The organism is Streptomyces sp. NPDC051315 (assembly GCF_044455165.1).
Classification (GTDB): domain Bacteria; phylum Actinomycetota; class Actinomycetes; order Streptomycetales; family Streptomycetaceae; genus Streptomyces.
The window spans coordinates 248,478-271,725 of record NZ_JBITEN010000004.1; the positions used below are offsets into that span (position 1 = coordinate 248,478).

Sequence of the window (23,248 nt, forward strand, 5' to 3'; positions counted from 1 at the left end):
TCCGTGAAAGGGCTGGTCAGGGGATCGGTTCGGTCTTCCGGTGGTCGCCGATGCGGACGGCACAGTGGTGCTGTCGCGCCGTTCACGGCCCGAGGTGACCGTGGACGCCTGCGGCGGACGCGACCGCTCGCCACGCGGTGGAGTCGTAGGCGGTGGTGGTGACTTCTCCGGGGATGTGCACCTTCGCGCTCCGCTTCGACCTCGCCCGCCCCGGAGGGTTCTCCAAGCGCTCGATCGCTCCCCGTCCCGTCGCCCCGTCCGAGACCGGGGACCGCCTCGACCCCGAGCTGGTGCGGACGGCGCGGTGCTGATCCTCGGCGCCGTCCTCGCGCAGCTCGACACGACGATCGTCAACGTCGGTGTGGGCTCCATGGCCGACGGGCTGAAGGCGTCGCTGACCGCCATCCAGTGGGTCAGCACGGGACACCTGCCGGCCGTCGCCCTCGTGGCGCCCCTGTCCGGCTGGCTCGTCGACCGGTTGGGCGGCAAGCGGACGTGGCTGCTGTCGGTGGCCCTCTTCGCCGTGGCGTCCGCGCTGTGCCGGGCGGCCTGGCCGCCCGGCTCCCTGATCGCCTTCCGCGTCCTGCAAGGCCTGGCCGGAGGGCTCATGCAGCCCATCGCGCAGGCCGTCATCGCCCGGCTCGCCTGTGCACCATGACCGGCGGTGAGCGCGGCGACGTGCTCAACCCCCGCCTCGACCGGCCCGAGGTGTGGGCCGAACTCCCCGAGCTCCGCCGCCGCGAGATGGCCCGTGCCCGCGAGATCCTCGGCGTCGACCAGCGGTTCCTCGGGTTCACCGACTCCGGGCTGCCCAAGGACGGCGAGGCGCTCCCCGAGGGGTGTTTCGCCCTCCAGCCCCTGGAGACCGCCGCCCATCCGCTGGGGGAGGCCATGCGCGCCTTCCGGCCGCACGTCGTCGTCACCTGCGACGAGAACGGCGGCTATCCCCACCCCGACCACATCAAGACCAACCAGGTGACGGTGGAGGCCTTCGAGGCCGCCGGCGACCCCGGCCGTTGTCCCGGTACGGGCGAGGCCTGGCAGCCGCAGAAGCTGTACTACACCTGCGCGTTCGACAAGGAGTACTTCGAAGCTATCGACGCGGCCATGAGCGGGGCCGGACTCGAGTCGCCGGCTCGCGCCGTCCTGGACAACTGGCCCGACGCCTGGCCGACCTGGGAGGCGACCATCCGCGCTGAGTGCGCCGAGTACTTCCCCGTCCGCCGTGCGGCGCTCCTCGCCCACCAGACGCAGGTCGACCCGGACGGCCCCGAACTGTCCTGCCCGCTGGAGTTGGAGGCCGGGGCCTGGCCCACGGAGGACTACCACCTCGTCACCTCGCGCGTCCCCTCCGCGCTGCCCGAGCAAGACCTCTTCGCGGGGGTGTCCGCCGACGGCGGCTGACCGTCGACCCAGGCTCCGGGCGGGCTCGATCCGCCCCCGCGACGCCGGCCGCACGGAACACGACGGAAGGAGATCAACGGGAGCAGAAGCGCGCCATGGAGACCGAGGCGCTGCGAGCCCCCGAGGCCGGCGCCCCGGCCCGCCACGCTGCTGCGCGTCGGCATGCCGCACGGCCCCGGCGGCCGCAAGCCCGCCGAGTGGTGGTTCGCCAAGCCGAAGGGTTCGGCATGCCGTAGGGGTGGAGGCCCACCATGACCTCGGTCGGCCCCGGCATGCCCACGATCTCGGAGGTGACGGCGAGGACCTCGTCGACGGCTTCGGCCATCCGCCTGGCGGTCGGGACCTCGGAGTCGCCGATGTCCAGGAAGCGGCGGCCCCCTGAAGCCCGCGGCGAGTCGCGCCGCCTCGGCGATGTTGCGGATGTGCGCCGGGTGGAACCGTGCGCTCGACGGCCGCCCGGTGCGGCTGCTCGCGCACGGCGGCGCCACCAGCCCGGGCCCGGCCCGGGCATGGCGTGGCAGCGTACCGAGGCGATCGGTGTCGACTTCGCGGGCCTGCCGGAACGCCAGGCCTCTTCCATGCCCGCAGCATGCCGCTGCCCGCGTCACCGGGCGGCGACGTCGTCGGCCTCGTCAACGCAGGTCACAGCCTCATCGACCCGCACAAGCGCGGTCGGAAAGGGCGCCGGCCGCGACCGGACCGATCGGGCGACCCCGTGTCCCGATCAGTGACCGACTACGACCGCCCCGGGTCGAACGCCCAGGATCCGGGCACCGATGAAGGGACAAGCACACGCGCCTCCGGGCGGACAGGCCCGACACCAGGACGTCACCTACGGGAGAGGAAGACGATGGTCGCACCGGAACCGCAACCGCAACCCCAACGCATCGGTGTCCCCGCAGAGTCCACCGCGGGGGAGACCAGGGTGGCGGCGACACCGGCCACCGTGGGCCGGCTCGTCGCGCTGGGATACCACGTGGTCGTCGAACCGGGAGCGGGGGAGGCGTCCCGCTTCTCCGACGCGGCCTACGAGGAGGCGGGCGCCCGGCTCGGCGACCCCTGGTCGGCCGAGATCGTGCTGAAGGTCGACGCTCCGTCGAGCGAGGAGATGGGCCGGCTGCGTGACGGGGCGACGCTGGTCGCGCTCATCGGACCCGCGCTCCGTCCGGAACTCGTCGAGGAACTGGCGCGGCGGCCGATCACCGTGCTCGCCATGGACGCCGTCCCGCGCATCTCGCGCGCCCAGTCCCTGGACGTCCTCAGTTCGATGGCGAACATCGCCGGCTACCGGGCCGTGGTCGAGGCCGCGCACGCCTTCGGCCGCTTCTTCACCGGCCAGGTGACCGCCGCGGGCAAGGTCCCGCCCGCCAAGGTGCTGGTGGCCGGGGCCGGGGTGGCCGGACTCGCGGCGATCGGCGCGGCCCGCAGCCTCGGCGCCGTGGTCCGTGCCACCGACCCCCGGCCCGAGGTCGCCGAGCAAGTGCGCTCGCTGGGCGGGGAGTTCCTGACGGTGCTGCCCGACCGGGCCGGACAGGAGGTCAGCGCCGACGGGTACGCCAAGGCCACCTCGGACGACTACAACCGGCTTGCCGCGCGGCTCTACGCCGAGCAGGCCGCCGACGTCGACATCATCATCACCACCGCGCTCGTCCCGGGCCGGCCGGCGCCGAAGCTGATCACCGCCGGGGACGTCGCGCGCATGAAGCCCGGCAGCGTGATCGTCGACATGGCCGCGGCCCAGGGCGGCAACGTCGAGGGGACGGTCGCCGGGAAGGCGGTCGTCACCGACAACGACGTGACGATCATCGGCTACACCGACCTGCCCGGCAGGCTCCCGGCCCAGGCGTCGCAACTGTACGGCACCAACCTCGTCAACCTGATGAAACTGCTCACCCCCGGCCGGGACGGCCGGCTCGTCCTCGACTTCGACGACGTGGTGCAGCGGTCGATGACCGTGGTCCGCGACGGCGAGAGGACCTGGCCGCCGCCACCGGTGCGGGTGTCCGCCGCGCCCGCCCCCGCCCCCGCCGGAGCCCCGCGACCCGGCGCGTCCCCCGGCGTACCGGCGAAGCGCCCCCGCTCCGCCTACGCCCTGGTCGGCGCCGGAGCGCTCGCGCTCTTCCTGGTGACCGCCCTCTCCCCGCCGCAACTCATCGGCCACCTCACCGTCTTCGTGCTGGCGATCGTCATCGGCTTCTACGTCATCGGCCAGGTGCACCACGCGCTGCACACCCCGCTGATGTCGGTCACCAACGCGATCTCCGGGATCGTCGTGGTCGGCGCGCTGCTGCAGATCGGGCACGGCGACAGCGCGGTCACCGTGCTGTCGTTCGCCGCGATCCTGCTGGCGAGCATCAACATCTTCGGCGGATTCGCCGTCACCCGCCGCATGCTCGGCATGTTCTCGAAGGGCTGATCAGGGATGACCACCGTCACGGCCGCGGAGGCCGCCCACCTCGTCGCCGCACTGCTGTTCATCCTCAGCCTCGCCGGACTCTCGCAGCACCGGACCTCCCGCGCGGGAGTCGTCTGGGGCATCGCGGGCATGGCCGTCGCGCTGGCCGCCACCGTCGGTCTCGCCTCCCGGAGCATCACCGTCGGTGCTCTCGCGCTGATCGCCGTCGCCACGGCGGTCGGCGGGGGCATCGGACTGTGGCGGGCCCGGGTGGTCGAGATGACCGGCATGCCGGAACTGATCGCCCTCCTGCACAGCTTCGTCGGCCTCGCCGCCGCGTTCGTCGGCTGGAACGGTTACCTCGACGCCGAAGCCGGGGGCCACGCCGGGCAGGAGCTCACCGGCTCGCTGCTGCGCATCCACCACGCCGAGGTCTTCATCGGCGTGTTCATCGGCGCCGTCACCTTCACCGGTTCGGTCGTCGCCTATCTGAAGCTGGCGGCGCGCATCGAGTCCCGTCCGCTCCTGCTCCCCGGCAGACACGCCCTCAACCTCGGCGCGCTCGCCGCGTTCGCCGTCCTCACCGTGGCGTTCGTCGCGCGCCCGCACATCGGACTGCTCATCGCGGTCACCGTGGTGGCCCTCGCCCTCGGCGCGCACCTGGTCGCCTCCATCGGCGGCGGTGACATGCCGGTGGTCGTCTCCATGCTCAACAGCTACTCCGGCTGGGCCGCGGCCGCCTCGGGCTTCCTGCTCGCCAACAACCTGCTGATCGTCACCGGCGCGCTGGTCGGCTCCTCCGGCGCCTACCTGTCGTACATCATGTGCAAGGCGATGAACCGCTCCTTCGTCTCGGTGATCGCGGGCGGCTTCGGGGCCCCGGCGGCGACGGGCGGCGGCGGCGACCACGGGGAGCACCGGGAGATCAGCGCCGAGGACACCGCGGAACTGCTGCGCGACGCCTCTTCGGTGATCATCACGCCGGGCTACGGCATGGCGGTCGCCCAGGCCCAGTACCCGGTCGCGGAGCTGGCGCGCAAGCTGCGCGAGCGGGGCGTCGAGGTGCGCTTCGGCATCCACCCGGTCGCCGGCCGGCTGCCCGGCCACATGAACGTGCTGCTCGCCGAGGCCGGAGTGCCGTACGACATCGTCCTGGAGATGGACGAGATCAACAACGACTTCGCCGCCACCTCGGTCGTCCTGGTCATCGGCGCCAACGACACCGTCAACCCGGCCGCCGCCGAGGACCCGGCCAGTCCCATCGCCGGGATGCCGGTGCTGCACGTGTGGGAGGCGGCCGAGGTCGTCGTCTTCAAGCGCTCCCTGGCCACCGGGTACGCGGGGGTGCAGAATCCGCTGTTCTTCCGGGAGAACAGCCGGATGCTCTTCGGCGACGCCAAACAGCGGGTCGAGGACATCCTCCGCGGCCTCGACGCCACCGATGCGCCCGCCCCGGCCATGGCCGGCACGACCCGCTGAACCGGCCCGCCCCCGTCCGGGCGGGGACCGGCCACGGTGAACGACCGGTCCCCGCCCGCGGCAGTCGATGAGGATTGCCCCCCGCCGCGGCGGTCTCCGACACCCCCGCGGCCGCTTCGGCGCCGCGCCGGGGGAGGTGCCGAGCGAGATGTCGTTCACCGCGGCAGGGCGGAGCACGGGCGCCGCGCCGCCGTCGTGCGCCCTCACCCCGCTCAGCAGGGCCTGCGCCACACCCCAAGCTCCGGCTTCTTCAGCATCGACGACAGCCGCAGCCGGCGCGCCTCGGGGCAGAAGCCGGCCGTCGGTTCCGCGTACTCCACGTGGAAGACCGCCTTGCCGGCCTCGATGAACGGAGTGAGCCGCTCGCACTCGTCGTACTGGGCGCACTCCTCGTTGACCGCGAAGTCGAAGTCGGCCAGGAGCTGAGGGATCTGCGGGAGGTCGTTCTTCAGTCCCACCGACAGTCCGCGCTCGTGGGCGATGGCGGCGATCATGCGGTTGTAGCGGAGCTGGTCGCCGGCGGTGAGCGGGAAGCCGGTGTCGTTGCCGTAGCCCTCCACCAGGTCGGGCTCGACCGCGTCGAAGCCCTTGTCGCGGCACATGTCGAAGCGCCGTTCCATGATCGTCCGCAGGACGGTGATCCGCCGGATGTCCAGCCAGCGCTCACCCGCCCAGCCGTTGGGCCGGCCGAGCACCGAGCGGGGGAAGGCGTCTTTGTCGGGCCGGAAGTCCTCCCAGGCGCCGACGTTGACGTAGCAGATGACCTTGCGGCCGTCGCGGTGCAGACGGGCGACGTCCGCCGCCGAGTTCTCGAAGCCGTCGATGTCGTAGACGGGCACGTCGGCCGACGGGTCGACGGGGCCGTCGAGCTGCCACTGCCAGGCCAGACCGGGGCGCGGCTGCCAGCGGGCCTCGCCCGTCCCCAGCGCGGGGCCGTCCCCGCCCCGCGTGCCGGAACAGCCGCTCAGCGTCCAGGCCACCAGCGCGGCCAGGACCGCCAGGTACGCCACTGTCCTGCTTCTCATCGCCCCGTTCACCGCTCCGTCCCGTTCAGCGCGGGTGTCAACGCGGCCCACGGGTTGGGCGGCTCGCCCGTCACCGGCCCGCAGACCGCCGCGCCGCGCTCGTGCGCGGTGCGCACGGCGAGCGGCACGAGCGCCTGCGGAACACCGTAGACCAGGTGGCACAGCCGCTCGGGCGGGAGGCGGGCGGTCCACGCCGGCCGGCTGAACGCCGAGACGTACGTGGACCAGTGGCCCTCGAAGGTGACGGTCAGGTCGGCGAGACGGGCGTACCCGGGAGCCGGGTGCACCCCCGGGTTCAGCACGACCGTCCCCGCACCGAGCCGGCGCACCGCCCGCACCAGCCGGCGGCAGTCGGACAGTCCGTCCGGTGTCGCCGTCACCCGGTCGAGGAAGCAGCCGTCGGCCGCGTACCACTCCCGGTGCCGGCGGACGTCCTCGGCGACCTCGGCCCGGCCCCGCACGCCGTAGTCGGTGTCGACGTAGCCCAGCAACCGGGCGCCGGCCGCGCGCAGCGCCGCGGCGGCCGCGGTGAACGCCGGGTCGGGGCTCTCGCCCGGCCCGCTCGCCGGGTTCAGGACGACCCCGTAGGTGCCGGCGGCGGCCGTGATCAGACGGTGCCAGGCGCCCGGGTCCTCGGCCGGGTGGACGTACAGCGGGACGAGCAGGCTCAACGGTCGCCTTCCCACAGGGCGGCCAGCGCGTCGTCGAGGGTGTGCGCGGGCCGCCATCCGAGGGCCGCCTCGGCGGCGGTGATGTCGGAGCACTGCCACGACACCTCCGCCGAACGCGACGAGCCCGCTGATCCGGTCGGCCCGGTCGGCCCGGTGGGTCCCGTGACCCCGGACGGCCCGGTGGCCTCCTCCTCGATCCGCCCCGGGAAGCCCGCCCGCCGGATCAGCCCGTGGACCAGCTCACGCACCGGGACGGCCCGGCCCCCGCCGATGTTGAGGACCGGCGGCAGCCGGCCCGGGACGGTGACCGCGAGGACCGCCGCCCGCGCCACGTCGCGTACGTCGACGAAGTCGCGGTACGCGGACAGGTCGCCGAGCCGCAGCACCGCGTCCGGGTCCGGCCCGGCCGCGCGCAGCAGCCCCGCGAGCCTGCCGGGCAGACCGGACGGCGGCGCCCCCGGCCCCACCGGGTTGCCCACCCGCAGCACCACCGCGTCCAGGCCGGACGCGGTCACCGCGACCGTGCCCGCGAGCTTGGTGGCGCCGTACGGGCCGGCCGGGCGGGTGGCCGCCGACTCCGTGACCGGGACGCCGGGGACGCCGGGACCGTACTCGGCGGCCGAGCCCAGGTGGACCAGGCGGGCCGCGGGCGCCGCCTCGCGCAGCGCCGCGCACAGCACGGCGGGGCCGCGGGCGTTGACCTCCGCGAGGGTCACGGCGTCACCGCCGGTCGCCCCCGCGCAGTTGACCACGGTGTCGGGCGCCGCCGCCGCCAGCGCCTTCGCCAGCCGCTCGGGGCGCACGGTGGCGAGGTCGACGGGGAGGTCGGCGGCGGGCGAGCGGCCGCCGCCGAGGACGGTCGCGCCCGGCAGGGCACGCAGCCGCTCGACGACGTGCCGGCCCAGATAGCCGGTGTGACCCAGGACGAGAATGCGCATGCGGTGCTCAGGCTCCCTTGAGCAGAAGCGACTTGCGGGTGGTGAACTCGGCGTTGGCCCGGTCGTAGTCGTCCGGGCGGCCGATGTCCAGCCAGTAGCCGTCGAACTCGTAGGCGTGCGGCGGTCGCTGCGCCCCCAGCAGATCCAGCACCAGCTCGTCGAAGCCCAGCGGCAGTCCGGGCGTGTACCCCTCCAGCGTCGTCCGGGACAGACCGTAGACGCCCATCGAGACGCGGTAGTCCATGCTCGGCTTCTCGGTGAACGCGACGACCTTGCTGTCGGAGGTGGTCAGCACCCCGAAGTCGATGTGCACCGTGCGGGCGTACGTGGCGATGGTCAGCGGCGCGTCCGAGTCCCGGTGCCGGCGCAGCACGTCGGCGTAGTCGAGGTCGGTGAGGACGTCGCCGTTCATCACCAGGAACGTTTCCGGCAGCCGGTCGCGCAGGTTCAGCAGCGGGCCCATGGTGCCCAGCGGGCTGTCCTCGGTGGCGTAGTCGACGGCCAGGCCCCACTGGGAGCCGTCGCCGACGTAGGCGCGGATGATCTCGCCGAGGTGGCCGATGGCGATGGTGCAGCTGGTGAAACCGGCCGTGGCGAGCTGGCGCAGCACGATCTCCAGGATGGCGTGCTGGTCGCCGATGGGGACGAGCGGTTTGGGCAGCGCGGTGGTGTAGGGCCGCAGCCGGACGCCCTTGCCTCCCGCCAGGATCACTGCGTGCATGGGGCTCCTCCTTCGTGGATGTGCTTCGGACGTGCGTGCCGGACGGGTGTCAGATGTTGTAGATGCCGGTCTTGTAGCGGGCCAGGTTGGCCGGGTCGCGGAAGAACTCCACGGTGTGCGCGAGCCCTTCCTCCAGCGTGTGCGCGGGCTGCCAGCCGGTGGCGGCGGCCAGCCGGCTCGCGTCCGCCACCAGCCGCATCACCTCGGAGGTCGCGGGCCGGATCCGGGCGGTGTCCTCGCGCACGTCCAGGGCGGTGTCCATCACCTTGCCGATGAGCGCGACGAGGTCCCCGACCGAGATCTCGCCGCCCGTCCCGGCGTTGAAGGTGCGCCCGACGACCTGCTCCGCCGGCGCGGTGCCCACCGCGAGGAACGCCTGCGCGGTGTCCTCGACGTAGGTGAAGTCGCGGGTCGGGCGCAGGTCGCCCAGGGTGATCGTGCGTTCCCCGGCGGCCACCTGGCCGATGACGGTCGGGATCACCGCCCGCATCGACTGGCGCGGTCCGAAGGTGTTGAACGGCCTCAGCGTGACCACCGGGGTGCCGAAGCTCGCGTGGTAGCTGTCGGCCAGCCGGTCCCCGCCCGCCTTCGACGCCGCGTACGGCGACTGCGTGTTGATGGGGTGGTCCTCGGTGATCGGCACGGTCCGCGCGGTGCCGTACGTCTCACTCGTGGACGTGTGCACCAGCCGGGGGATGCCGAGGGCGCGCACGGCCTCCAGCACGTTCAGGGTCCCGGTGACGTTGGTGTCCACGTAGCTGTGCGGGGCCTGGTAGGAGTACGGGATCGCGATCAGCGCGGCCAGGTGGTAGGCGACGTCGGCGCCCTCGAGGAGGCCGCGGACCGAGCCGGGGTCGCGGACGTCGCCGAGGACGATCTCGACCTGGTCCAGGACGTCCGGGCGCAGGGTCTCCAGCCAGCCGTACGAGGAGAAGGAGTTGTACTGGGCCATGGCCCTCACGCGGTGTCCGGAGGCGACCAGGGCCTCGGTGAGGTGGGAGCCGATGAAACCCTCGGCTCCGGTGACGGCGGCGAGCGGTGCGGAGGTCAACTCGGGGATCCTTCCGATGGATGGTCGAGGGTGGAGGACGGGACGGGGAGCGGGGTCGGTGGTGGGCGCGGGCGCGGTCATGCCCTGGGTCAGGCGTGGGCGGCCGGCCGGCCGAGCAGCCGTAGCGCGCACGCCGTCAGGGACAGCGCGGCCGCGCCGCAGCACAGCGGCAGTGCCGCCGGGCCCGGTGGCAGGTGCAGGAGGGTGACCGCCCCGGCGCCGGCCGCCGCCGCGAGACAGACCGCGGCCGACGGCCAGGCCGCCCCGAACGCCTGGAGCAGCAGCGCGGTCCACAGCGCGGCCGCGAGCGGCAGCAGGACGGCCGGTTCGGCGCCGGTGAGCAGGGCGGCGGGCAGCAGCGGCAGGAGGTAGGCGGCCAGGCAGAGGCCGAGCACGCCCGCCGAGCGCAGCAGGAACCCCGCGGGGGTGGCGGTGGCGCGCAGCGCGGCGACCGACAGCCCCCGGTAGCGGTACAGCAGCCACTCCGCCGGCCCCATGCTCACCGTCAGCACGAGCACCGCGTACGGCTCCCGCCGTCCCTCCAGCAGCACCAGCACGCCCGCGGCCAGCCCGAACAGGCCGTACGGCAGGGACGGCAGCAGCGGCGGACGCGTGGCGCCGGGGACGGCGGGGGCGGCGAGGGCGGCGCGCAGGGCGTGGGCGGTGACGGCGAGGACCGCGAGCAGCGCCAGCAGCACGAGCCCCGCCCGCGGCCACGGGCCCGGCTCTGCCCACGGCAGCACCACGGCACCGGCGACCAGCGGGGTGAGCGCGGCCAGCAGCAGACGTTCGCGGCCCAGGACCAGCAGCACGCCCGCCGCCGCCAGGTACACCGACTGCGCGGCCGCCACCAGCGTCACCGCGCCGCCCCCGGCGGGCAGCGCGGCGGCCGCCGTGGCCACCACGGCCCCCACGGGCGTGCCGGCCAGCAGGGTGCGGCCCGCCTCGCGCGGCCCGGTCGCCCGGCGCAGATGGGCGCGGTGACCGAGCGCCTGCCCCCAGGCCCAGGACACCAGCCCCGCCACGACGAGGACGGCGGTGTGGCGGCCGGCGTCCCACAGCGGCGCGGTGAGCAGGTAGGCGAGGCCCGGCAGGGCGAACAGCGCGCCCCGCAGCAGACAGCGCACGGTGTCCGGGCGCCACGGGTCGGCCGCCGGCGCCGGCTCGGGGAACGTCCGGGGCACCCGTTCGTACAGCGCGGACGCGAGCGAGAACAGGTTCGGGTGGCCGTACCGCTCCTTGATCACGGAGGCGGACAGGCCCTCCGCCTCCAGCAGTGCGGCCACCTCGTAGGGGTGGACGGCGGGGCCCACGCGGTCGGCGAGGTCGGCGGCGAGGGCGCTGACCGCCTCCTCGTCCGGGCCGTGCCGCGGCAGCCGGACGGCGAGCGTGGTGTCGTCGACGGCCCAGCGCGGGCGGCGCCGCGCCGGGCGGGGGACGGCCAGCCGGAGCGCCAGCGTGTCCTGTTCGGCGCCGCCGGGTTCGAGGGACAGCGGCCCGCTCATCCGGCGAGGCTCCCCGTGACCGTCGGGGCGGGTGCCCCGACAGGGACCGGCATCACCGTCGACTCCTGGCGGACCAGGGGGAGTTCCTCGTAGATGGACCGGAAGGTGTCGACGGTCTGCCGCAGGGTGAACTGCTCGATCACCCTGAGCCGGGCCGCCTCGCCCATCGCCCGGCGCCGCGCCGGGTCGCCCAGGAGTTCCAGCGCCGCCGCGGCCATCGCGGCCGGATCACGCGGCGGCACGACCAGCCCGGAGTCGCCGACGGCCTCCCGCACCCCGCCCACGTCGGTGGAGACGGTCGCCCGGCCGCACGACATGGCCTCGATCAGCGTGAACGGGAAGCCCTCGCTGATGCTGGAGAGCATCACGACGGTGCCGGCCGCGTAGGCGTCCTTGATGTCGTCGACGCGGCCCTCGAAGGTGACGGCGTCCGCGTGCCCCAGCTCGGCGGCCAGCGCCTCGCACCGCTCCCGGTAGGCCTCCCCGCCGCGCGGTGTCCCGCCGAACAGCCGCAGCCGTACGTCGGGGAGCCGGTCCCGCACGAGGGAGAAGGCCCGGACGAGGGTCTCCAGGTCCTTGATGGGGTCGACCCGGCCCGCCCAGCTGAGGGTGAGGGCCTCCGGCTCCGGTCCGGCCGGCGGGAACGCGGCGGGGTCCACACCGTTGTAGACCGTGCGGATCGACTCCGGGTCGGCACCGCCCTGTTCCTCCCAGAGCCGGTTGTAGCGGTTGCCCGGGGTGATCAGCGCCGCCCGGCGGTACGTTTCTTCGGCCAGCAGCCGGAAGAAGCCCAGCACGACCGCCTTCACCGGCCAGCGGTACGGGGCGGTGCGGTAGCCCAGGTAGCGCTCCCGCAGGTAGACACCGTGCTCGGTCAACAGCAGCGGCACGCCGTGCCGTTCGAGGGCGGCGAGGCCCGGCAGGACCGCGACACCCCCGCTGACCGCGTGGGCGACCCCGTGCTCCGGGGCGGGCGCGGCCAGTGGGCGCAGCGCGTGCTCCAGCAGGGAGGTCGCGGTCAGCGCGTCGTGCACGGTCGGCCGGGCCTCGCGCACGGCGAGCCCCGGCCGGTTCCAGACGGCGGTCAGCAGGGCGAGGGCCCGGTCGCCGCGCAGGAAGGCGCTCAGGGCGCCGTCCGCCGCCGCCCGCGCCAGCACGTACAGGGCGGGCGCGAACCCGTCCTCGGCGCACGGGTCGAGCAGCGCGGTCAGGAACTCCTCGTAGGCGGCGGCGAGCCGGTGGTGCGCACGGCCCCGGGGCGGGCGGCCCTGCGGCGGGTCGCCCCACATCGGGACGGACAGCACCCGCGAGACGTGCGCGGGCAGCTCCCACACGAGGGGTTCGCGTCCGGTGCCGGTGACCGCGACGACGTCGAAGTCGATGTCGGGCATGCCGCGCACGAGCTGGTCGCACCAGACGCTCACGCCGCCGTGACTGTGCGGATAGGTGCCTTCGGTGAGCAGGGTGACGCGCGTTGCGCCGGGGCGTCGCGCGGCGTGGGGAACGTGCATCGATGTGCTCCACGGGCGAGGTGTGGGGTGGTTCGGGTGCGGGATGGTGCGAGCCGTGCTGCGGCACCCGGCGGGGCGGCCCTGGGGAGAACCGTTTCGCCGGTGGTGGCCCCGGCCGCGGGTGCGGCGGCCGGGGCCCGCGCCCGGTCAGTCGTGCGCGGCGGACGCCGGCAGCGTGAAGGCGAGCGGGGTGCCCGTGGCGGGCGTCCATCCGGACACCGCGCCCGCGTACGCCTCGCCGAAGGCGGTACCGGCCAGGGTGGTCCCGGTGGGCACGGTCGCGGTGACCGCGACCCCTTCCGGGGCCTCGACGGTCACGGTGTCACCGACGCGGTAGGCGGTCACGCCGCCGTCGCGCAGGGCGGCCCGCCAGGCGGCGCGGCGCTGCAGCTCGACGCCGATGTCCTTCATCCGCAGGTTCACCACCGGGGTGTCCTCGGCGAACAGGGCCGCGTAGCCGTCGAGGACGCCGCTGAGCACCGGGTAGGCGATCCGGTCCTCCGCCAGGTTCGACTGGTGGATGAAGTGGGGCTTCGGGTCGTTGGCGAGGACGTGTCCGAGGGCGATCCGCGTCTCCAGCGGCACGATGTGCCCGGTGTAGCCGGTGGCCGTGTCCAGCGGCGCCGCGAGACACGTGGTGGTGGCCGGGTTGTCCTCGCAGATGCCGCTGCCGCCCTGCGCGCGGCTGGTGTAGATCCAGTTGTACTCGTCGACCTGCTCGGCGGCCCGCCCCGCGTTGTAGAAGACGTTCATCGGGTGGCGCGGGACGGTCGTGGCGGGGCCGACCCGGCGCTGGGCGCCTTCGCGGGAGTTGTCCGAGCCGAGCCAGGCGATGTCGTTGTCGTCGAGGGCGAGGGCCAGGTTGGGGTTGTCCTCGGGCTGCTGCGGCAGCACCTTCATGCCGGAGTGCTCGCCGGTGACCAACTCGCCGTCGTCCAGTGGGAGTCCGGCCGCCAGGCCCCAGGCGCGGTTGGTGGCGATCTCGTCGGAGATCTCGTTGCGGCTCATCCACTGAGTGGAGCCGGCGGCGTCGGTGGCGCACCGCCACGGCACCACCGTGGTGTCCTGCACACAGCCCAGGAAGGCGTGCGTGTAGGTGTGGTTGATCCAGCGGAACGCGTCGCGGTCCGCGACCAGCTTGTCGGCGAGTTCGTCGGCGCCGCCGTTGTCCTCGCGGTGGTCGACGCTGCTGGCGCCGTTGTAGGCGAAGTCGAGGGTGAAGTTCTCGCTGTCCTGCCAGGAGACGGCGTGGTCGACGTCGGCGGGCGTCATCCGGATCGGGTCGGGCGTGACGTTCGGGTCGGTGCAGTCGACGTCACCGGGCGTGCAGTTGAGCGTGGTGTTCCAGCGGTCGTCGGCGGCGAAGACGTCGTCGACGTGCACGGCGAAGTAGTTGCGCGAGGCGCCCAGGTGCACGCCGCCCGTCATCCACTCCACGATGCCGCGGGCCAGCAGCCGGAACTGCTGCTGGTGCTGGTTGTAGACGAAGGTGACGACGAGCTCGCGCCGCCCGTCGTGCCGGTACTCGCCCACCAGCGAGCCCCGGTTGGTGCTCCCGGGGATCGGGGCGTCCACGTACGACGTGAAGTCGGCGCCCGCCGCGGGCGCCGACAGGTAGGCGTAGCTCTCGCCCACGGTCGGGTCGTTGTCCTCGAACGGCACCGCCCCGTCGAGGTAGCCGAAGGGGCCCTCCTTCCCGGCGGCGGTCACCGACGCCCGCACCCCGTCGACGCTGCCGGAGTAGCCGCCGTACACCGGGTACTGCAGACCCGCTTCCGGACGCGCGTAGGTGTAGGCGTCGACCTGGGGCACGGCGTACGTCCGCTCGTAGGCCGCGAGCGCCGCCATCTCGGCGGAGCCGGCCGGGAACGGGTCGTCGTCGGGCAGCACCACGGCCTGGAACCTCGCGCGGGGCCGGCCGTCCACCGTGTCCGCGAGGAACCCGGCGTCGATCACGGGCCGCCCCGCCTGCGTGAGGTCGACCTCGGTGTACGGCATGCCCGCCGCGTCGAGTTCGGCGGCGATCGCGGCGGTGGACGGGCCGCCGTCGCTGACCACCAGCACCCGCAAATCGACGCGGGGGGCGATGGTGTCGGCGTGGGCCGCGCCGGCCGGCAGGCCCAGAGCGGCGATGAGCGCGCCCACCGTCAGCACGGCGGTGCGTAAGGTCCGCTTCATGCGGTGAAGTCCCCTCCCCGGGCAGGGGTGAGCACGGCTCCGCGGAGCGGACGCACCCCCTTGCGCGACGCCGGCGTCCCCCTCAGAAGCCAGTCGGTCGCGCATCCGTCGCGTCACATGGTGATGTCTGTGTGTAGCTTTCGCGGTCATGTTGCGAAACATGACGGAAAAGTGCAGGTGTCCAACCGGTCGCCAGTGGAACCGAAATGAGCATGCGGTCGTCCGCCGGTGCGTCGGGGACCCGGGGGGCACGCGTGCTCGGCGTGCTGGTCCGGGCCGTGCGCGGCACGCCGGCGGACGACCGGGTCCGCCGGATGCGGTGCCAGTGGTCCACACCGGGGGGTGTGCCTGCTCGCAGGCCTGTTTCGGTCACCCCGGCCGCCACCGGCCCGCACCCGGGCGACCTGTCAGGCGCAGAGCACGCGGGTCTCGGGCGTGTACACCGGACCACCGCTGATGCTCGTGCGGTCGCTGAACTCGACGTAGAAGTACGAGTAGAAGCCGATGTTGCCGTTGCAGCCGGAGTCGGCGGCGACCTGGAGCGTCAGGGTGACGGTGCGGCTCTGGCCGGGCGGGACGGTGGCGCCGTAGTTGGCGCCGAGATCGGCGGGCCCGGTCCCGGAGCAGGGCGTCGGGCCGGCGGCCGTGGCCAGGGCGCAGCCGGTGAAGGTGTACTTCAGGTCGGGCCGCTGGGTGGTCAGCCAGGTCGGGTCGATCGTCTGGTACACGAACCAGATGTCGTAGGTCTTGTGGTTGGTGACCGTCATCGACAGGTTCACCGTGCCGCCGGGCGTGGTGGTGGCGCTGTCGGTGGTGAACGTCAGCTCGGCCGGCGCGGGGTCCGCGCTCGCCGTCGGGGCCAGGCCGAACACGGCGAGGACGAGGGCGAGGACGGCGCCGAGGCCGAGACGTCTCATGAGTGGTGATCGCATGGGGCGGGAGGCTAGGCAGGCGGCGAGGCCACCGTCTGCCCCACGGGCCGCGGCCGGGACGCGGATCGGCCGGAAGTGCGCGACACGTGAAGAAGGCGGAGGAGTGGTGTTCCCGCACGGTATCGGGGATGCGGGAGGGGGTGGCCGGTGGCGGGGAGCGTCGGCGCCATTGGCCTGTACCGGATCTGGCGGGCCGCACCCCGGACCCGGACGGTCCCGCGCCTTCTCGGCCATCCGCCGGTTTCCGGCCCGGCCTCCGCGGCTGCCGCTGCCCGGCGGGGCCCCGCCCCGCCCCCGCGACCCCGCCCCCGCGACCCCGCCGCCGCTTCCCGGCGCCCCGCCCCGGTGCCCTCTCGGCGGATCCCCGGCCCGTCCCGCACCCCCCGTACCGTCGCCCTTCACATCGGCGCCATCCGGCCCTTCCTCGGCGTTCCGTGCCCCTGGAACACTCCTTGCGCGCGCAGTCCGTCACCCAGCGGCCCGGCCGTCGAACCCCCTCGCACGAGAGGTCCCTCACCCATGCCCGAAGTCAACCGGCGCAGATTCCTCCAGATCGCGGGCGCCACCACGGCCTTCAGCGCGCTGTCGAGCAGCATCGAGCGCGCCGCCGCCCTGCCCGCCAACCACCGCACCGGGTCGATCGAGGACGTCGAGCACATCGTCGTCCTGATGCAGGAGAACCGTTCCTTCGACCACTACTTCGGCAAGCTGAGGGGAGTGCGCGGCTTCGGCGACCCGCATCCCGTCACGCTCCCGAGCGGAAAGTCGGTGTGGCACCAGTCGGACGGCACCAAGGAGGTGCTGCCCTTCCGGCCGACCGCCGACGACCTCGGCATGCAGTTCCTGGAAGGCCTGCCGCACAGCTGGCCCGACGGCCAGGCCGCCTACAACGGCGGCAGGTACGACCGGTGGGTGCCGTCGAAGGGCACCACGACCATGGCGTACCTCACCCGGGAGGACATCCCCTTCCACTACGCCCTCGCCGACACGTTCACCATCTGCGACGCCTACCACTGCTCCTTCATCGGCTCCACCGACCCCAACCGCTACTACATGTGGTCGGGTCACACGGGCAACGACGGCAGGGGCGGCGGCCCCGTCCTCGGCAACGACGAGCTCGGCTACGACTGGACGACCTACCCCGAGCGACTGGAGGAGGCCGGCATCTCCTGGAAGATCTACCAGGACGTCGGCGACGGCCTCGACGCGCAGGGCTCCTGGGGCTGGATCGAGGACGCCTACCGGGGCAACTACGGCGACAACTCCCTGCTGTACTTCAACGCCTACCGCGACGCGCGGCCCGGCGACCCGCTCCACGACAAGGCCCGCACCGGCACCGACGTCGGGAACGGCGACGGCTACTTCGACCGGCTGCGCGCGGACGTCCGGGCCGGCGAGCTGCCGCAGATCTCCTGGATCACCGCCCCCGAGGCCTTCTCCGAGCACTCCAACTGGCCCTCCAACTACGGCGCCTGGTACATCGCCCAGGTCCTCGACGCGCTCACCTCCGACCCGGCGGTGTGGGCGAAGACGGCCCTGTTCATCACGTACGACGAGAACGACGGCTTCTTCGACCACCTGGTGCCGCCGCTGCCGCCGGCCTCCGGCGACCGGGGCCGGTCCACGGTCGACGTCACCGCGGACCTCTTCCCGGGCAGCGACACCCATGTCGCCGGCGCCTACGGGCTGGGCCCGCGCGTGCCGATGCTGGTCGTCTCGCCCTGGAGCAAGGGCGGTTACGTCTGCTCCGAGACGTTCGACCACACCTCGATCATCCGGTTCATGGAGCGCCGCTTCGGGGTGCGCGAGCCGAACATCTCACCCTGGCGGCGCGCCGTCTGCGGCGACCTGACCGCGGCCTTCGACTTCGCCCGCACGGACACCCGGCCGGTCGCGCTGCCCGACACCGACGGCTACGAGCCGCCGGACCGCGAGCGCCACCCCGACTACCGGCCGACCCCGCCCGCCGAGGGCGCCCTGCCCCGGCAGGAGCGCGGCCTGCGGCCCACCCGCCCGCTCACGTACGCGCCCGCCGTGGACGGTTCGGCCGACGCGTCCGCCGGGACGTTCACGCTCACCTTCGCCTCCGGGCCCAGGGCGGGCGCCGCGTTCCTCGTCACCTCCGGCAACCGTGCCGACGGACCGTGGACGTACACCACCGGGGCCGGCAGGAAGATCTCCGACACCTGGGACTCGGCGTACTCCGACGGCGCGTACGACCTGACGGTGCACGGTCCGAACGGCTTCCTGCGGGTCTTCAGGGGACCCGGGAGGAAGGCCGGGTGCGAGGTGGTCGCCCGGCACGTCGGCGACGGCCTGGAGCTGACCTTCACCAACCGCGGGCCGGGCACCGCCGAGCTGAAGGTGGCGGACGGGTACGGCGGCCGCACGAGGACCGTCGAGGTACGCGTCGGCGCCGTCCTTCGGCGCACCGTCGACCTCCGCGCGAGCCGGCGCTGGTACGACCTCACGGTCACCTCCGCCGCCGACCCGTCCTTCCTGCGGCGGTTCGCCGGGCACGTGGAGAACGGGCGTCCCGGCGTCAGCGACCCGGCCATCGCGACGGAGTGAGCCGCCGGGTTTGAGGGCGATGCGCGGGTAAAGGGACGGTGAACACCGCCTCGTGGGGGCTGGTCAGGTCCTGGTGGGCTCGGGGTAGTGTGCCCCGGTGACCACGCATTCGAACACACCTGCAGGTTGGTATCCGGATCCGCACGGAGCCGTCCGGACCCTCCGGTACTGGGACGGCTCCCAGTGGACCGAGCACACCCACGCCGACCAGCAGGCACAGCCCCAGGCGCAGGTGCCGGCGCAGCCCCAGGCCCAGCCCGCGGCCCAGGTGCCGGCGCAGCCCGCCGGGACCGACCCGCGCGTCCAGCGCCAGGTGCAGCAGCAGGCAGGGGTCGCGCCGGGCGGCCCCGGCGGCGGCAGCCTGTTCAGCGAACCGGTGCTGGTGGTGAACCAGAAGGCCAAGCTGATCGAGCTGACCAACGAGTACAAGGTCATGGACCAGCAGGGCAACCAGCTCGGCTCGGTCGTCCAGGTGGGGCAGAGCGCGCTGCGCAAGGTCCTGCGCTTCGTGGCCAGCATCGACCAGTTCCTGACGCACCGGCTGGAGATCCGTGACGCCTACGGGCAGCCGGTGCTGCTGCTGACCCGGCCGCGCAAGATATTCAAGTCGCGGGTGATCGTCACCCGCCCCGACGGGCAGCCGGTCGGTGAGATCGTCCAGCAGAACGTCTTCGGGAAGATCAACTTCGCGATCAACGCCAACGGGCAGCAGGTCGGCGCCATCAAGGCGGAGAACTGGCGGGCCTGGAACTTCGCGATCGTCGACCACGCGGACAACGAGGTCGCCCGGATCACCAAGACCTGGGAAGGCCTCGCCAAGACGCTGTTCACGACCGCGGACAACTACGTCCTGCAGATCCACTACCAGCTGCCCGAGCCGCTGCTGAGCCTGGTCGTCGCCACGGCGCTGACCGTGGACACGGCGCTCAAGCAGGACTCGCGCGGCCTCGGCTGACCCGGCCGGGCGGTCCTACAGCGGTGTGAGGTGCCCCGGCCCGGTCGTCGGCCGGGGCAGCAGCGCGGGTTCGGCTGAGGCCGCACCCGGCTCCAGCGCCAGCACCGCCGCCACGGGATGCTCCTCGTCCTCGACGGCCGGTACCGGCTCCGGCGTCGCCCGGGACAGCACGACCACCCCCCACCCGGCGAGGCCCGCCCCCGCCAGCGCCGGCAGTACGCCCGCCGCCCCGCCCTGGAGCCGTTCGCCCAGCAGCGCGAGGCCGATCACCGCGGCGGCCACCGGGTTCGCCAGCGTCACCACCGCGAGCGGGGCGCCGAGGCCGCCCCGGTAGGCGGTCTGCGACAGCAGCAGCCCGGCCGCGGCGAACGCGGCCACCAGCAGCGCCACCCCGATCACCTGCACGCCGGGCAGCGGACCCGACCGGTCCGTCGCGGCCACCGTCACGGACTGGGTGAGCGCCGAGGCGACACCGGAGGCGACTCCGGACGCGGTCGCGTGCCGCAGCCCGGGCCGGGCGCCGGGCCGCGCGAGGAGACCGATCAGCGCGGTCGTGGTCCCCGCCACCGCGAGCGCCGCGGGCACGCTCAGCACCCGCTCCGGTGCCGGCCCGGCCGCCGTGACCAGGATCGCGGCCAGCCCCAGCAGCGTGAACGCGGTGCCGCGCCACTCGGCGGCGCGGACCCGCCGCCCCGCCGCCCGCGCGCCCATCGGCACCGCCGCGACCAGGGTGAGCGCGCCGAGCGGCTGGACGACGGTGAGAGGGCCGTACGTGAGGGCCATCACGTGCAGCAGCGCGGCGCCGCCGTTCAGTCCCACGGAGGCCCACCACGCGCCGCTGCCCAGCAGCCGCAGCAGACCGGTGCCCGCGGCACGGGAGGCGAGCCGCTCCTGGGCGACGGCGGCGGCCGCGTAGGCGACGGCCGAGAGCAGTGAGAGGACGACGGCGACGAGGGTGGCGTTCATCGGCCCGCCCCCACGAGCACCTGCTCCGGTGCCCGCTCCTCGGCCGCGAGGAGCCGCCGCGCCCCGCCTCCGGCCGTGGTCGTCGTGCGCCGCGGCGCGTGGACCGCCGCGAGCGCGAGCCCGAGCAGGGCGCTCGCCACGAGCGCGTCGAGCCAGTAGTGGTTCGCCGTCCCGACGATGACCAGCAGCGTGACCAGCGGATGCAGCAGCCACAGCCACCGCCACCGGGAGCGGGTCGCGGCGATCAGGCCGACCGCGACCATCAGCGCCCAGCCGAAGTGCAGCGAGGGCATCGCCGCGAACTGGTTCGACAGCTGGTCGGTCTGCGGCGGCCCGTACACCGACGGCCCGTACACCCGCGCGGTGTCGATCAGCCCCGTCGCCGCGAGCATGCGCGGCGGGGCGAGCGGGAACAGCAGGTGGAGTACGAGGGCGGCGGCGGTGACGGCGGCCAGGACCCGGCGGGCCCAGACGTAGTGCGCCGGACGCCGCAGGTACAGCCAGACGAGGAAGGCGGCCGTGGCGGGGAAGTGGACGGTCGCGTAGTAGGTGTTCGCGACGCGGACGAGGGTGTCTGCGTGCAGCAGCAGGGACTGCACCGCGCCCTCGCCGGGGAGACGGAGCCACCGTTCGGCGTCCCACACGCGGTGCGCGTCGCGGAAGGCCTCGGCGGTGTGGCCCGTGGCGAGCTGCCGGCCGAGCTTGTAGACGAGGAAGAGCCCTGCGACGAGCAGGAGCTCCCGGACTATGGGCGGCCGTACCGGCGTGGCCGGCTCCGCTTCTGCAGGCTCGGTGCGGGCATTCATCCCCCGGCCCCTTCGCTGGACGGTGGTGCGGGTGCGGTGCGGCGTGGGCCCAGGGCTCCTGTGCACACCATCGATACGGTGTCGTACCGATACGTCAGTGTACCGATACGCTTCAGTACCGGTACACTGACGTATCGATTGATGTGGGCCACACTGGAGACAGGCCACCGGCGGGGAGCCGTCGGACAGCGGGACCGGCCGACCCGACCGACAGCAACGAGGAGAGGGAAGCGATGACGTCGCAGGCCGCGGACGGACCGGAGCCGGTCACCGCCTCGCGCCGCTCCAAGCTCACGCCCGAGCGTGAGCAGGAGTTCTTCGACGCCGTCCTCGAACAGATCCGTGAGTGCGGGTACGAAGCCGTCACCATGGAGGGGGTCGCCACCAGCACCCGGTGCAGCAAGTCCACGCTGTACCGGCAGTGGAGGACCAAGCCGCAGTTCGTGGTGGCCGCCCTGCGCTCCCGCCGCCGCTCCCGCCTGGACGGCATCGACACCGGGACGCTCGCCGGCGACCTGCGCGAGGCCGCACGGGCCGCGGCCCGCTGGTCCACCACCGACACCAAACTGCTGCAGGCCCTCGGCCACGCCGTCACCCAGGACGAGGAACTCGCCCGGGCGCTGCGCGAGGCGCTCGTCGACCCGGAGATCGCCGCCCTGCGGGAGATCCTGCGGCGCGGCGTCGAACGCGGCGAGATCCCCGCCGGTCACCCGGCGCTGGAGTACATCCCGGCCCAGATGTTCGGCGTCGTCCGCGCCCGCCCCGTGGTGGACGGCACGTACGCCGACGAGGACTACCTGCTGCGCTTCGTGGAGGCCGCCGTGCTGCCGGCCCTCGGCCTCACCTAGGACCCAGGCCGCCGTCCGCGGGATGACCGGACGGTGACCTGCTCGCGCCGCACCGTGGGGACGGGGGCGGCGCGCACCCCCCGGCCGGGTGGGGTTCCCCTTGAGCGGAGGGGCGCCCCACCCGGCCGGCCGGTACCCGGGGCGGACCGGGCGTCAGACGTCCTGTCCGCTGCCGCCGCCCGTGGACACCTTGATGCCCTTGGTGATCGTGTCGATGACCGAGACGCTCTGGTCGGCGTCGACCCCGAACCGCAGCACCACCAGCCGTTCGGTGTCCGCGGGCGCCGGGAACACCAGCGACTCGACGTAGCCGTCGGCGCCCTTGCTGGTGACCGCCTTCCAGCGCACCAGGTAGCCCTTCTGCCCGGCCACGGTGACCGCCTTCGAGGCGAGTACCTGGTGGGAGGTGATCTCGCCGTACGTGGCGCCGCCGTACGACTCCTCGGCATTGGCCTCGATGTCCGCCTTCGCGACCTCCTCGGCGGTGTCCCCCTTGGTGCCCAGGGCCTCGGCCGGAGCCGAGTACACACCCCCCTTGGTGCAGGTCTTCGACGTGTCGCCGGGGCACTCGTAGGAGGAGTCGGAGGTGATCTGCGCGCCCACGCTCAGCTCCTGCCCGGTCCAGCCGTCCGGGATGGGGATGCTGATCCCGTTGAGCGCGTCGGTCACCGCGCCGCTCTTGATCTTCGGCGGCTCGGACTCGTCCGGCGCGGGCGAGGACCCGCCGGACCCGCCCGACCCGCCGGAGTCGCCGAACGGCCCGCCCTGTCCGCCGGAGCCGCCCGGACCGTCCTGGCCGCCCGGCCCCTGCGCGGTTTCGGCACCGTCGGAGCCGCCGTCGCCCTTGGTCAGCGCGTACACGCCGACCCCGATGCTGGCGAGGACCGCCACGGCCGCCGCGACCGCGATACCGGTGCGCAGCCCGCGCCGCCCACCGCCCGGGCCCGCCGGAGCCGAGGGATACGCCGGATACGCCGGATGGGCCGGATACGCCCCGGTGGCCGGCTGCTGCGCCGGCGGACCCCATGCGGCGGCCGAGCCCGCGGCGCGGGTCTGGTCCGTCCACGCCTTGCCGTCCCACCAGCGCTCGGTGGCGGGACCGTCACTTGTCTGCCCGGGGTCGGGGTACCACCCGGGAGGAGTCACCTGCGTCATGCCCCCACCGTATGAGGCGTCGGTGAAAGTCCGATGAGAGGGATGGCCGCCCGTGCGGCCGCCGGCCCGGCACACCCTGCCCGTCCGGCCGGAAACCGACGTCAATTCGCTGCGGGTCCACCGCCGTTGACGTCCCC

Annotated in this window: 20 protein-coding genes; 8 read left to right on the forward strand and 12 right to left on the reverse strand. The window is 73.9% G+C overall.

Annotated features, from left to right (window positions below; all coding sequences use genetic code 11):
* The first annotated feature begins 152 nt into the window (after positions 1–152).
* From ACIBBD_RS10295 to pntB, 5 genes are all read left to right on the forward strand, one after another.
* Complete coding sequence (locus ACIBBD_RS10295; RefSeq protein ID WP_399418889.1) at positions 153–311, forward strand: hypothetical protein; 159 nt, start codon at positions 153–155, stop codon at positions 309–311.
* Positions 305–658 carry an MFS transporter gene (locus tag ACIBBD_RS10300; RefSeq protein WP_399418890.1) on the forward strand — a complete coding sequence of 118 codons (354 nt, stop codon included), beginning with the start codon at positions 305–307 and terminating at the stop codon, positions 656–658. Before ACIBBD_RS10295 ends, ACIBBD_RS10300 begins: the two co-directional genes overlap by 7 nt.
* A complete protein-coding gene (gene mca / locus ACIBBD_RS10305; protein WP_399418891.1) occupies positions 655–1,404 on the forward strand; it encodes a mycothiol conjugate amidase Mca in 750 nt (249 codons plus the stop codon). The genes ACIBBD_RS10300 and mca overlap by 4 nt, the downstream gene beginning before the upstream one ends.
* An 850-nt stretch (positions 1,405–2,254) precedes the next feature.
* Positions 2,255–3,820 (forward strand): Re/Si-specific NAD(P)(+) transhydrogenase subunit alpha, encoded by a 1,566-nt coding sequence (locus ACIBBD_RS10310; RefSeq protein ID WP_399418892.1) that lies wholly within the window; start codon positions 2,255–2,257, stop codon positions 3,818–3,820.
* A gap of 6 nt (positions 3,821–3,826) precedes the next feature.
* The gene (pntB, locus tag ACIBBD_RS10315; RefSeq protein WP_399418893.1) at positions 3,827–5,278 is read left to right on the forward strand and encodes a Re/Si-specific NAD(P)(+) transhydrogenase subunit beta; all 1,452 of its coding nucleotides are present in this window, start codon (positions 3,827–3,829) and stop codon (positions 5,276–5,278) included.
* Between the two features lie 212 nt (positions 5,279–5,490).
* Here the strand turns inward: pntB and ACIBBD_RS10320 are convergent, their stop codons facing one another.
* The 9 genes from ACIBBD_RS10320 to ACIBBD_RS10360 all read right to left on the reverse strand — a co-directional run bounded on the left by ACIBBD_RS10320 (position 5,491) and on the right by ACIBBD_RS10360 (position 15,810).
* Positions 5,491–6,303 (reverse strand): endo alpha-1,4 polygalactosaminidase, encoded by an 813-nt coding sequence (locus ACIBBD_RS10320; protein ID WP_399418894.1) that lies wholly within the window; start codon positions 6,301–6,303, stop codon positions 5,491–5,493.
* Positions 6,304–6,311: 8 nt separating this feature from the next.
* A complete protein-coding gene (locus ACIBBD_RS10325) occupies positions 6,312–6,974 on the reverse strand; it encodes a spherulation-specific family 4 protein (RefSeq protein WP_399418895.1) in 663 nt (220 codons plus the stop codon).
* Positions 6,971–7,912 carry an NAD-dependent epimerase/dehydratase family protein gene (locus ACIBBD_RS10330; RefSeq protein WP_399418896.1) on the reverse strand — a complete coding sequence of 314 codons (942 nt, stop codon included), beginning with the start codon at positions 7,910–7,912 and terminating at the stop codon, positions 6,971–6,973. The genes ACIBBD_RS10325 and ACIBBD_RS10330 overlap by 4 nt, the downstream gene beginning before the upstream one ends.
* A gap of 7 nt (positions 7,913–7,919) precedes the next feature.
* On the reverse strand, positions 7,920–8,633 hold the full coding sequence (locus ACIBBD_RS10335) for an NDP-sugar synthase (RefSeq protein ID WP_399418897.1): 714 nt from the start codon (positions 8,631–8,633) through the stop codon (positions 7,920–7,922).
* 49 nt (positions 8,634–8,682) lie between these two features.
* Positions 8,683–9,684 (reverse strand): GDP-mannose 4,6-dehydratase, encoded by a 1,002-nt coding sequence (locus ACIBBD_RS10340; protein WP_399418898.1) that lies wholly within the window; start codon positions 9,682–9,684, stop codon positions 8,683–8,685.
* Between the two features lie 89 nt (positions 9,685–9,773).
* Positions 9,774–11,189 carry a hypothetical protein gene (locus tag ACIBBD_RS10345; protein ID WP_399418899.1) on the reverse strand — a complete coding sequence of 472 codons (1,416 nt, stop codon included), beginning with the start codon at positions 11,187–11,189 and terminating at the stop codon, positions 9,774–9,776.
* Entirely contained in the window at positions 11,186–12,700 is a 1,515-nt protein-coding gene (gene pelF / locus ACIBBD_RS10350; RefSeq protein ID WP_399418900.1) for a GT4 family glycosyltransferase PelF, read from the reverse strand. The genes ACIBBD_RS10345 and pelF overlap by 4 nt, the downstream gene beginning before the upstream one ends.
* Positions 12,701–12,847: 147 nt before the next feature.
* Positions 12,848–14,878 (reverse strand): hypothetical protein, encoded by a 2,031-nt coding sequence (locus ACIBBD_RS10355; protein WP_399418901.1) that lies wholly within the window; start codon positions 14,876–14,878, stop codon positions 12,848–12,850.
* Positions 14,879–15,285: 407 nt separating this feature from the next.
* Positions 15,286–15,810 carry a hypothetical protein gene (locus tag ACIBBD_RS10360; RefSeq protein ID WP_399418902.1) on the reverse strand — a complete coding sequence of 175 codons (525 nt, stop codon included), beginning with the start codon at positions 15,808–15,810 and terminating at the stop codon, positions 15,286–15,288.
* Between the two features lie 519 nt (positions 15,811–16,329).
* Here ACIBBD_RS10360 and ACIBBD_RS10365 point away from each other — a divergent pair.
* Both ACIBBD_RS10365 and ACIBBD_RS10370 read left to right on the forward strand, forming a co-directional pair.
* Complete coding sequence (locus tag ACIBBD_RS10365) at positions 16,330–18,381, forward strand: phosphocholine-specific phospholipase C (RefSeq protein WP_399418903.1); 2,052 nt, start codon at positions 16,330–16,332, stop codon at positions 18,379–18,381.
* A 97-nt stretch (positions 18,382–18,478) separates the two neighbouring features.
* On the forward strand, positions 18,479–19,336 hold the full coding sequence (locus tag ACIBBD_RS10370) for a phospholipid scramblase-related protein (RefSeq protein WP_399418904.1): 858 nt from the start codon (positions 18,479–18,481) through the stop codon (positions 19,334–19,336).
* Between the two features lie 15 nt (positions 19,337–19,351).
* Here ACIBBD_RS10370 and ACIBBD_RS10375 read toward each other — a convergent pair whose 3' ends face one another.
* On the reverse strand, positions 19,352–20,302 hold the full coding sequence (locus tag ACIBBD_RS10375; protein ID WP_399418905.1) for a hypothetical protein: 951 nt from the start codon (positions 20,300–20,302) through the stop codon (positions 19,352–19,354).
* Positions 20,299–21,108, reverse strand: coding sequence for a phosphatase PAP2 family protein (locus ACIBBD_RS10380; RefSeq protein ID WP_399418906.1), 810 nt, complete (start codon positions 21,106–21,108; stop codon positions 20,299–20,301). The genes ACIBBD_RS10375 and ACIBBD_RS10380 overlap by 4 nt, the downstream gene beginning before the upstream one ends.
* 233 nt (positions 21,109–21,341) lie before the next feature.
* Here ACIBBD_RS10380 and ACIBBD_RS10385 point away from each other — a divergent pair, with 233 nt between their 5' ends.
* Positions 21,342–21,956, forward strand: a complete 615-nt coding sequence (locus ACIBBD_RS10385; protein ID WP_399418907.1) for a TetR/AcrR family transcriptional regulator C-terminal ligand-binding domain-containing protein — start codon at positions 21,342–21,344, stop codon at positions 21,954–21,956.
* A gap of 153 nt (positions 21,957–22,109) precedes the next feature.
* On the opposite strand, the gene ACIBBD_RS10390 is transcribed toward ACIBBD_RS10385, so the two are convergent.
* Complete coding sequence (locus tag ACIBBD_RS10390) at positions 22,110–23,111, reverse strand: DUF2510 domain-containing protein (protein ID WP_399418908.1); 1,002 nt, start codon at positions 23,109–23,111, stop codon at positions 22,110–22,112.
* Positions 23,112–23,248 lie beyond the last annotated feature (137 nt).

What these genes read in the sequence shown, in the direction of transcription:
- mca (WP_399418891.1), top strand. Translation starts at nt 655, where the DNA reads ATGACCGGCGGTGAGCGCGGCGACGTGCTCAACCCCCGCCTCGACCGG.
- ACIBBD_RS10310 (WP_399418892.1), top strand. Translation starts at nt 2,255, where the DNA reads ATGGTCGCACCGGAACCGCAACCGCAACCCCAACGCATCGGTGTCCCC.
- pntB (WP_399418893.1), top strand. Translation starts at nt 3,827, where the DNA reads ATGACCACCGTCACGGCCGCGGAGGCCGCCCACCTCGTCGCCGCACTG.
- ACIBBD_RS10320 (WP_399418894.1), bottom strand. Translation starts at nt 6,303, where the DNA reads ATGAGAAGCAGGACAGTGGCGTACCTGGCGGTCCTGGCCGCGCTGGTG.
- ACIBBD_RS10330 (WP_399418896.1), bottom strand. Translation starts at nt 7,912, where the DNA reads ATGCGCATTCTCGTCCTGGGTCACACCGGCTATCTGGGCCGGCACGTC.
- ACIBBD_RS10335 (WP_399418897.1), bottom strand. Translation starts at nt 8,633, where the DNA reads ATGCACGCAGTGATCCTGGCGGGAGGCAAGGGCGTCCGGCTGCGGCCC.
- ACIBBD_RS10345 (WP_399418899.1), bottom strand. Translation starts at nt 11,189, where the DNA reads ATGAGCGGGCCGCTGTCCCTCGAACCCGGCGGCGCCGAACAGGACACG.
- pelF (WP_399418900.1), bottom strand. Translation starts at nt 12,700, where the DNA reads ATGCACGTTCCCCACGCCGCGCGACGCCCCGGCGCAACGCGCGTCACC.
- ACIBBD_RS10355 (WP_399418901.1), bottom strand. Translation starts at nt 14,878, where the DNA reads ATGAAGCGGACCTTACGCACCGCCGTGCTGACGGTGGGCGCGCTCATC.
- ACIBBD_RS10360 (WP_399418902.1), bottom strand. Translation starts at nt 15,810, where the DNA reads ATGCGATCACCACTCATGAGACGTCTCGGCCTCGGCGCCGTCCTCGCC.
- ACIBBD_RS10365 (WP_399418903.1), top strand. Translation starts at nt 16,330, where the DNA reads ATGCCCGAAGTCAACCGGCGCAGATTCCTCCAGATCGCGGGCGCCACC.
- ACIBBD_RS10375 (WP_399418905.1), bottom strand. Translation starts at nt 20,302, where the DNA reads ATGAACGCCACCCTCGTCGCCGTCGTCCTCTCACTGCTCTCGGCCGTC.
- ACIBBD_RS10380 (WP_399418906.1), bottom strand. Translation starts at nt 21,108, where the DNA reads ATGAATGCCCGCACCGAGCCTGCAGAAGCGGAGCCGGCCACGCCGGTA.
- ACIBBD_RS10385 (WP_399418907.1), top strand. Translation starts at nt 21,342, where the DNA reads ATGACGTCGCAGGCCGCGGACGGACCGGAGCCGGTCACCGCCTCGCGC.
- ACIBBD_RS10390 (WP_399418908.1), bottom strand. Translation starts at nt 23,111, where the DNA reads ATGACGCAGGTGACTCCTCCCGGGTGGTACCCCGACCCCGGGCAGACA.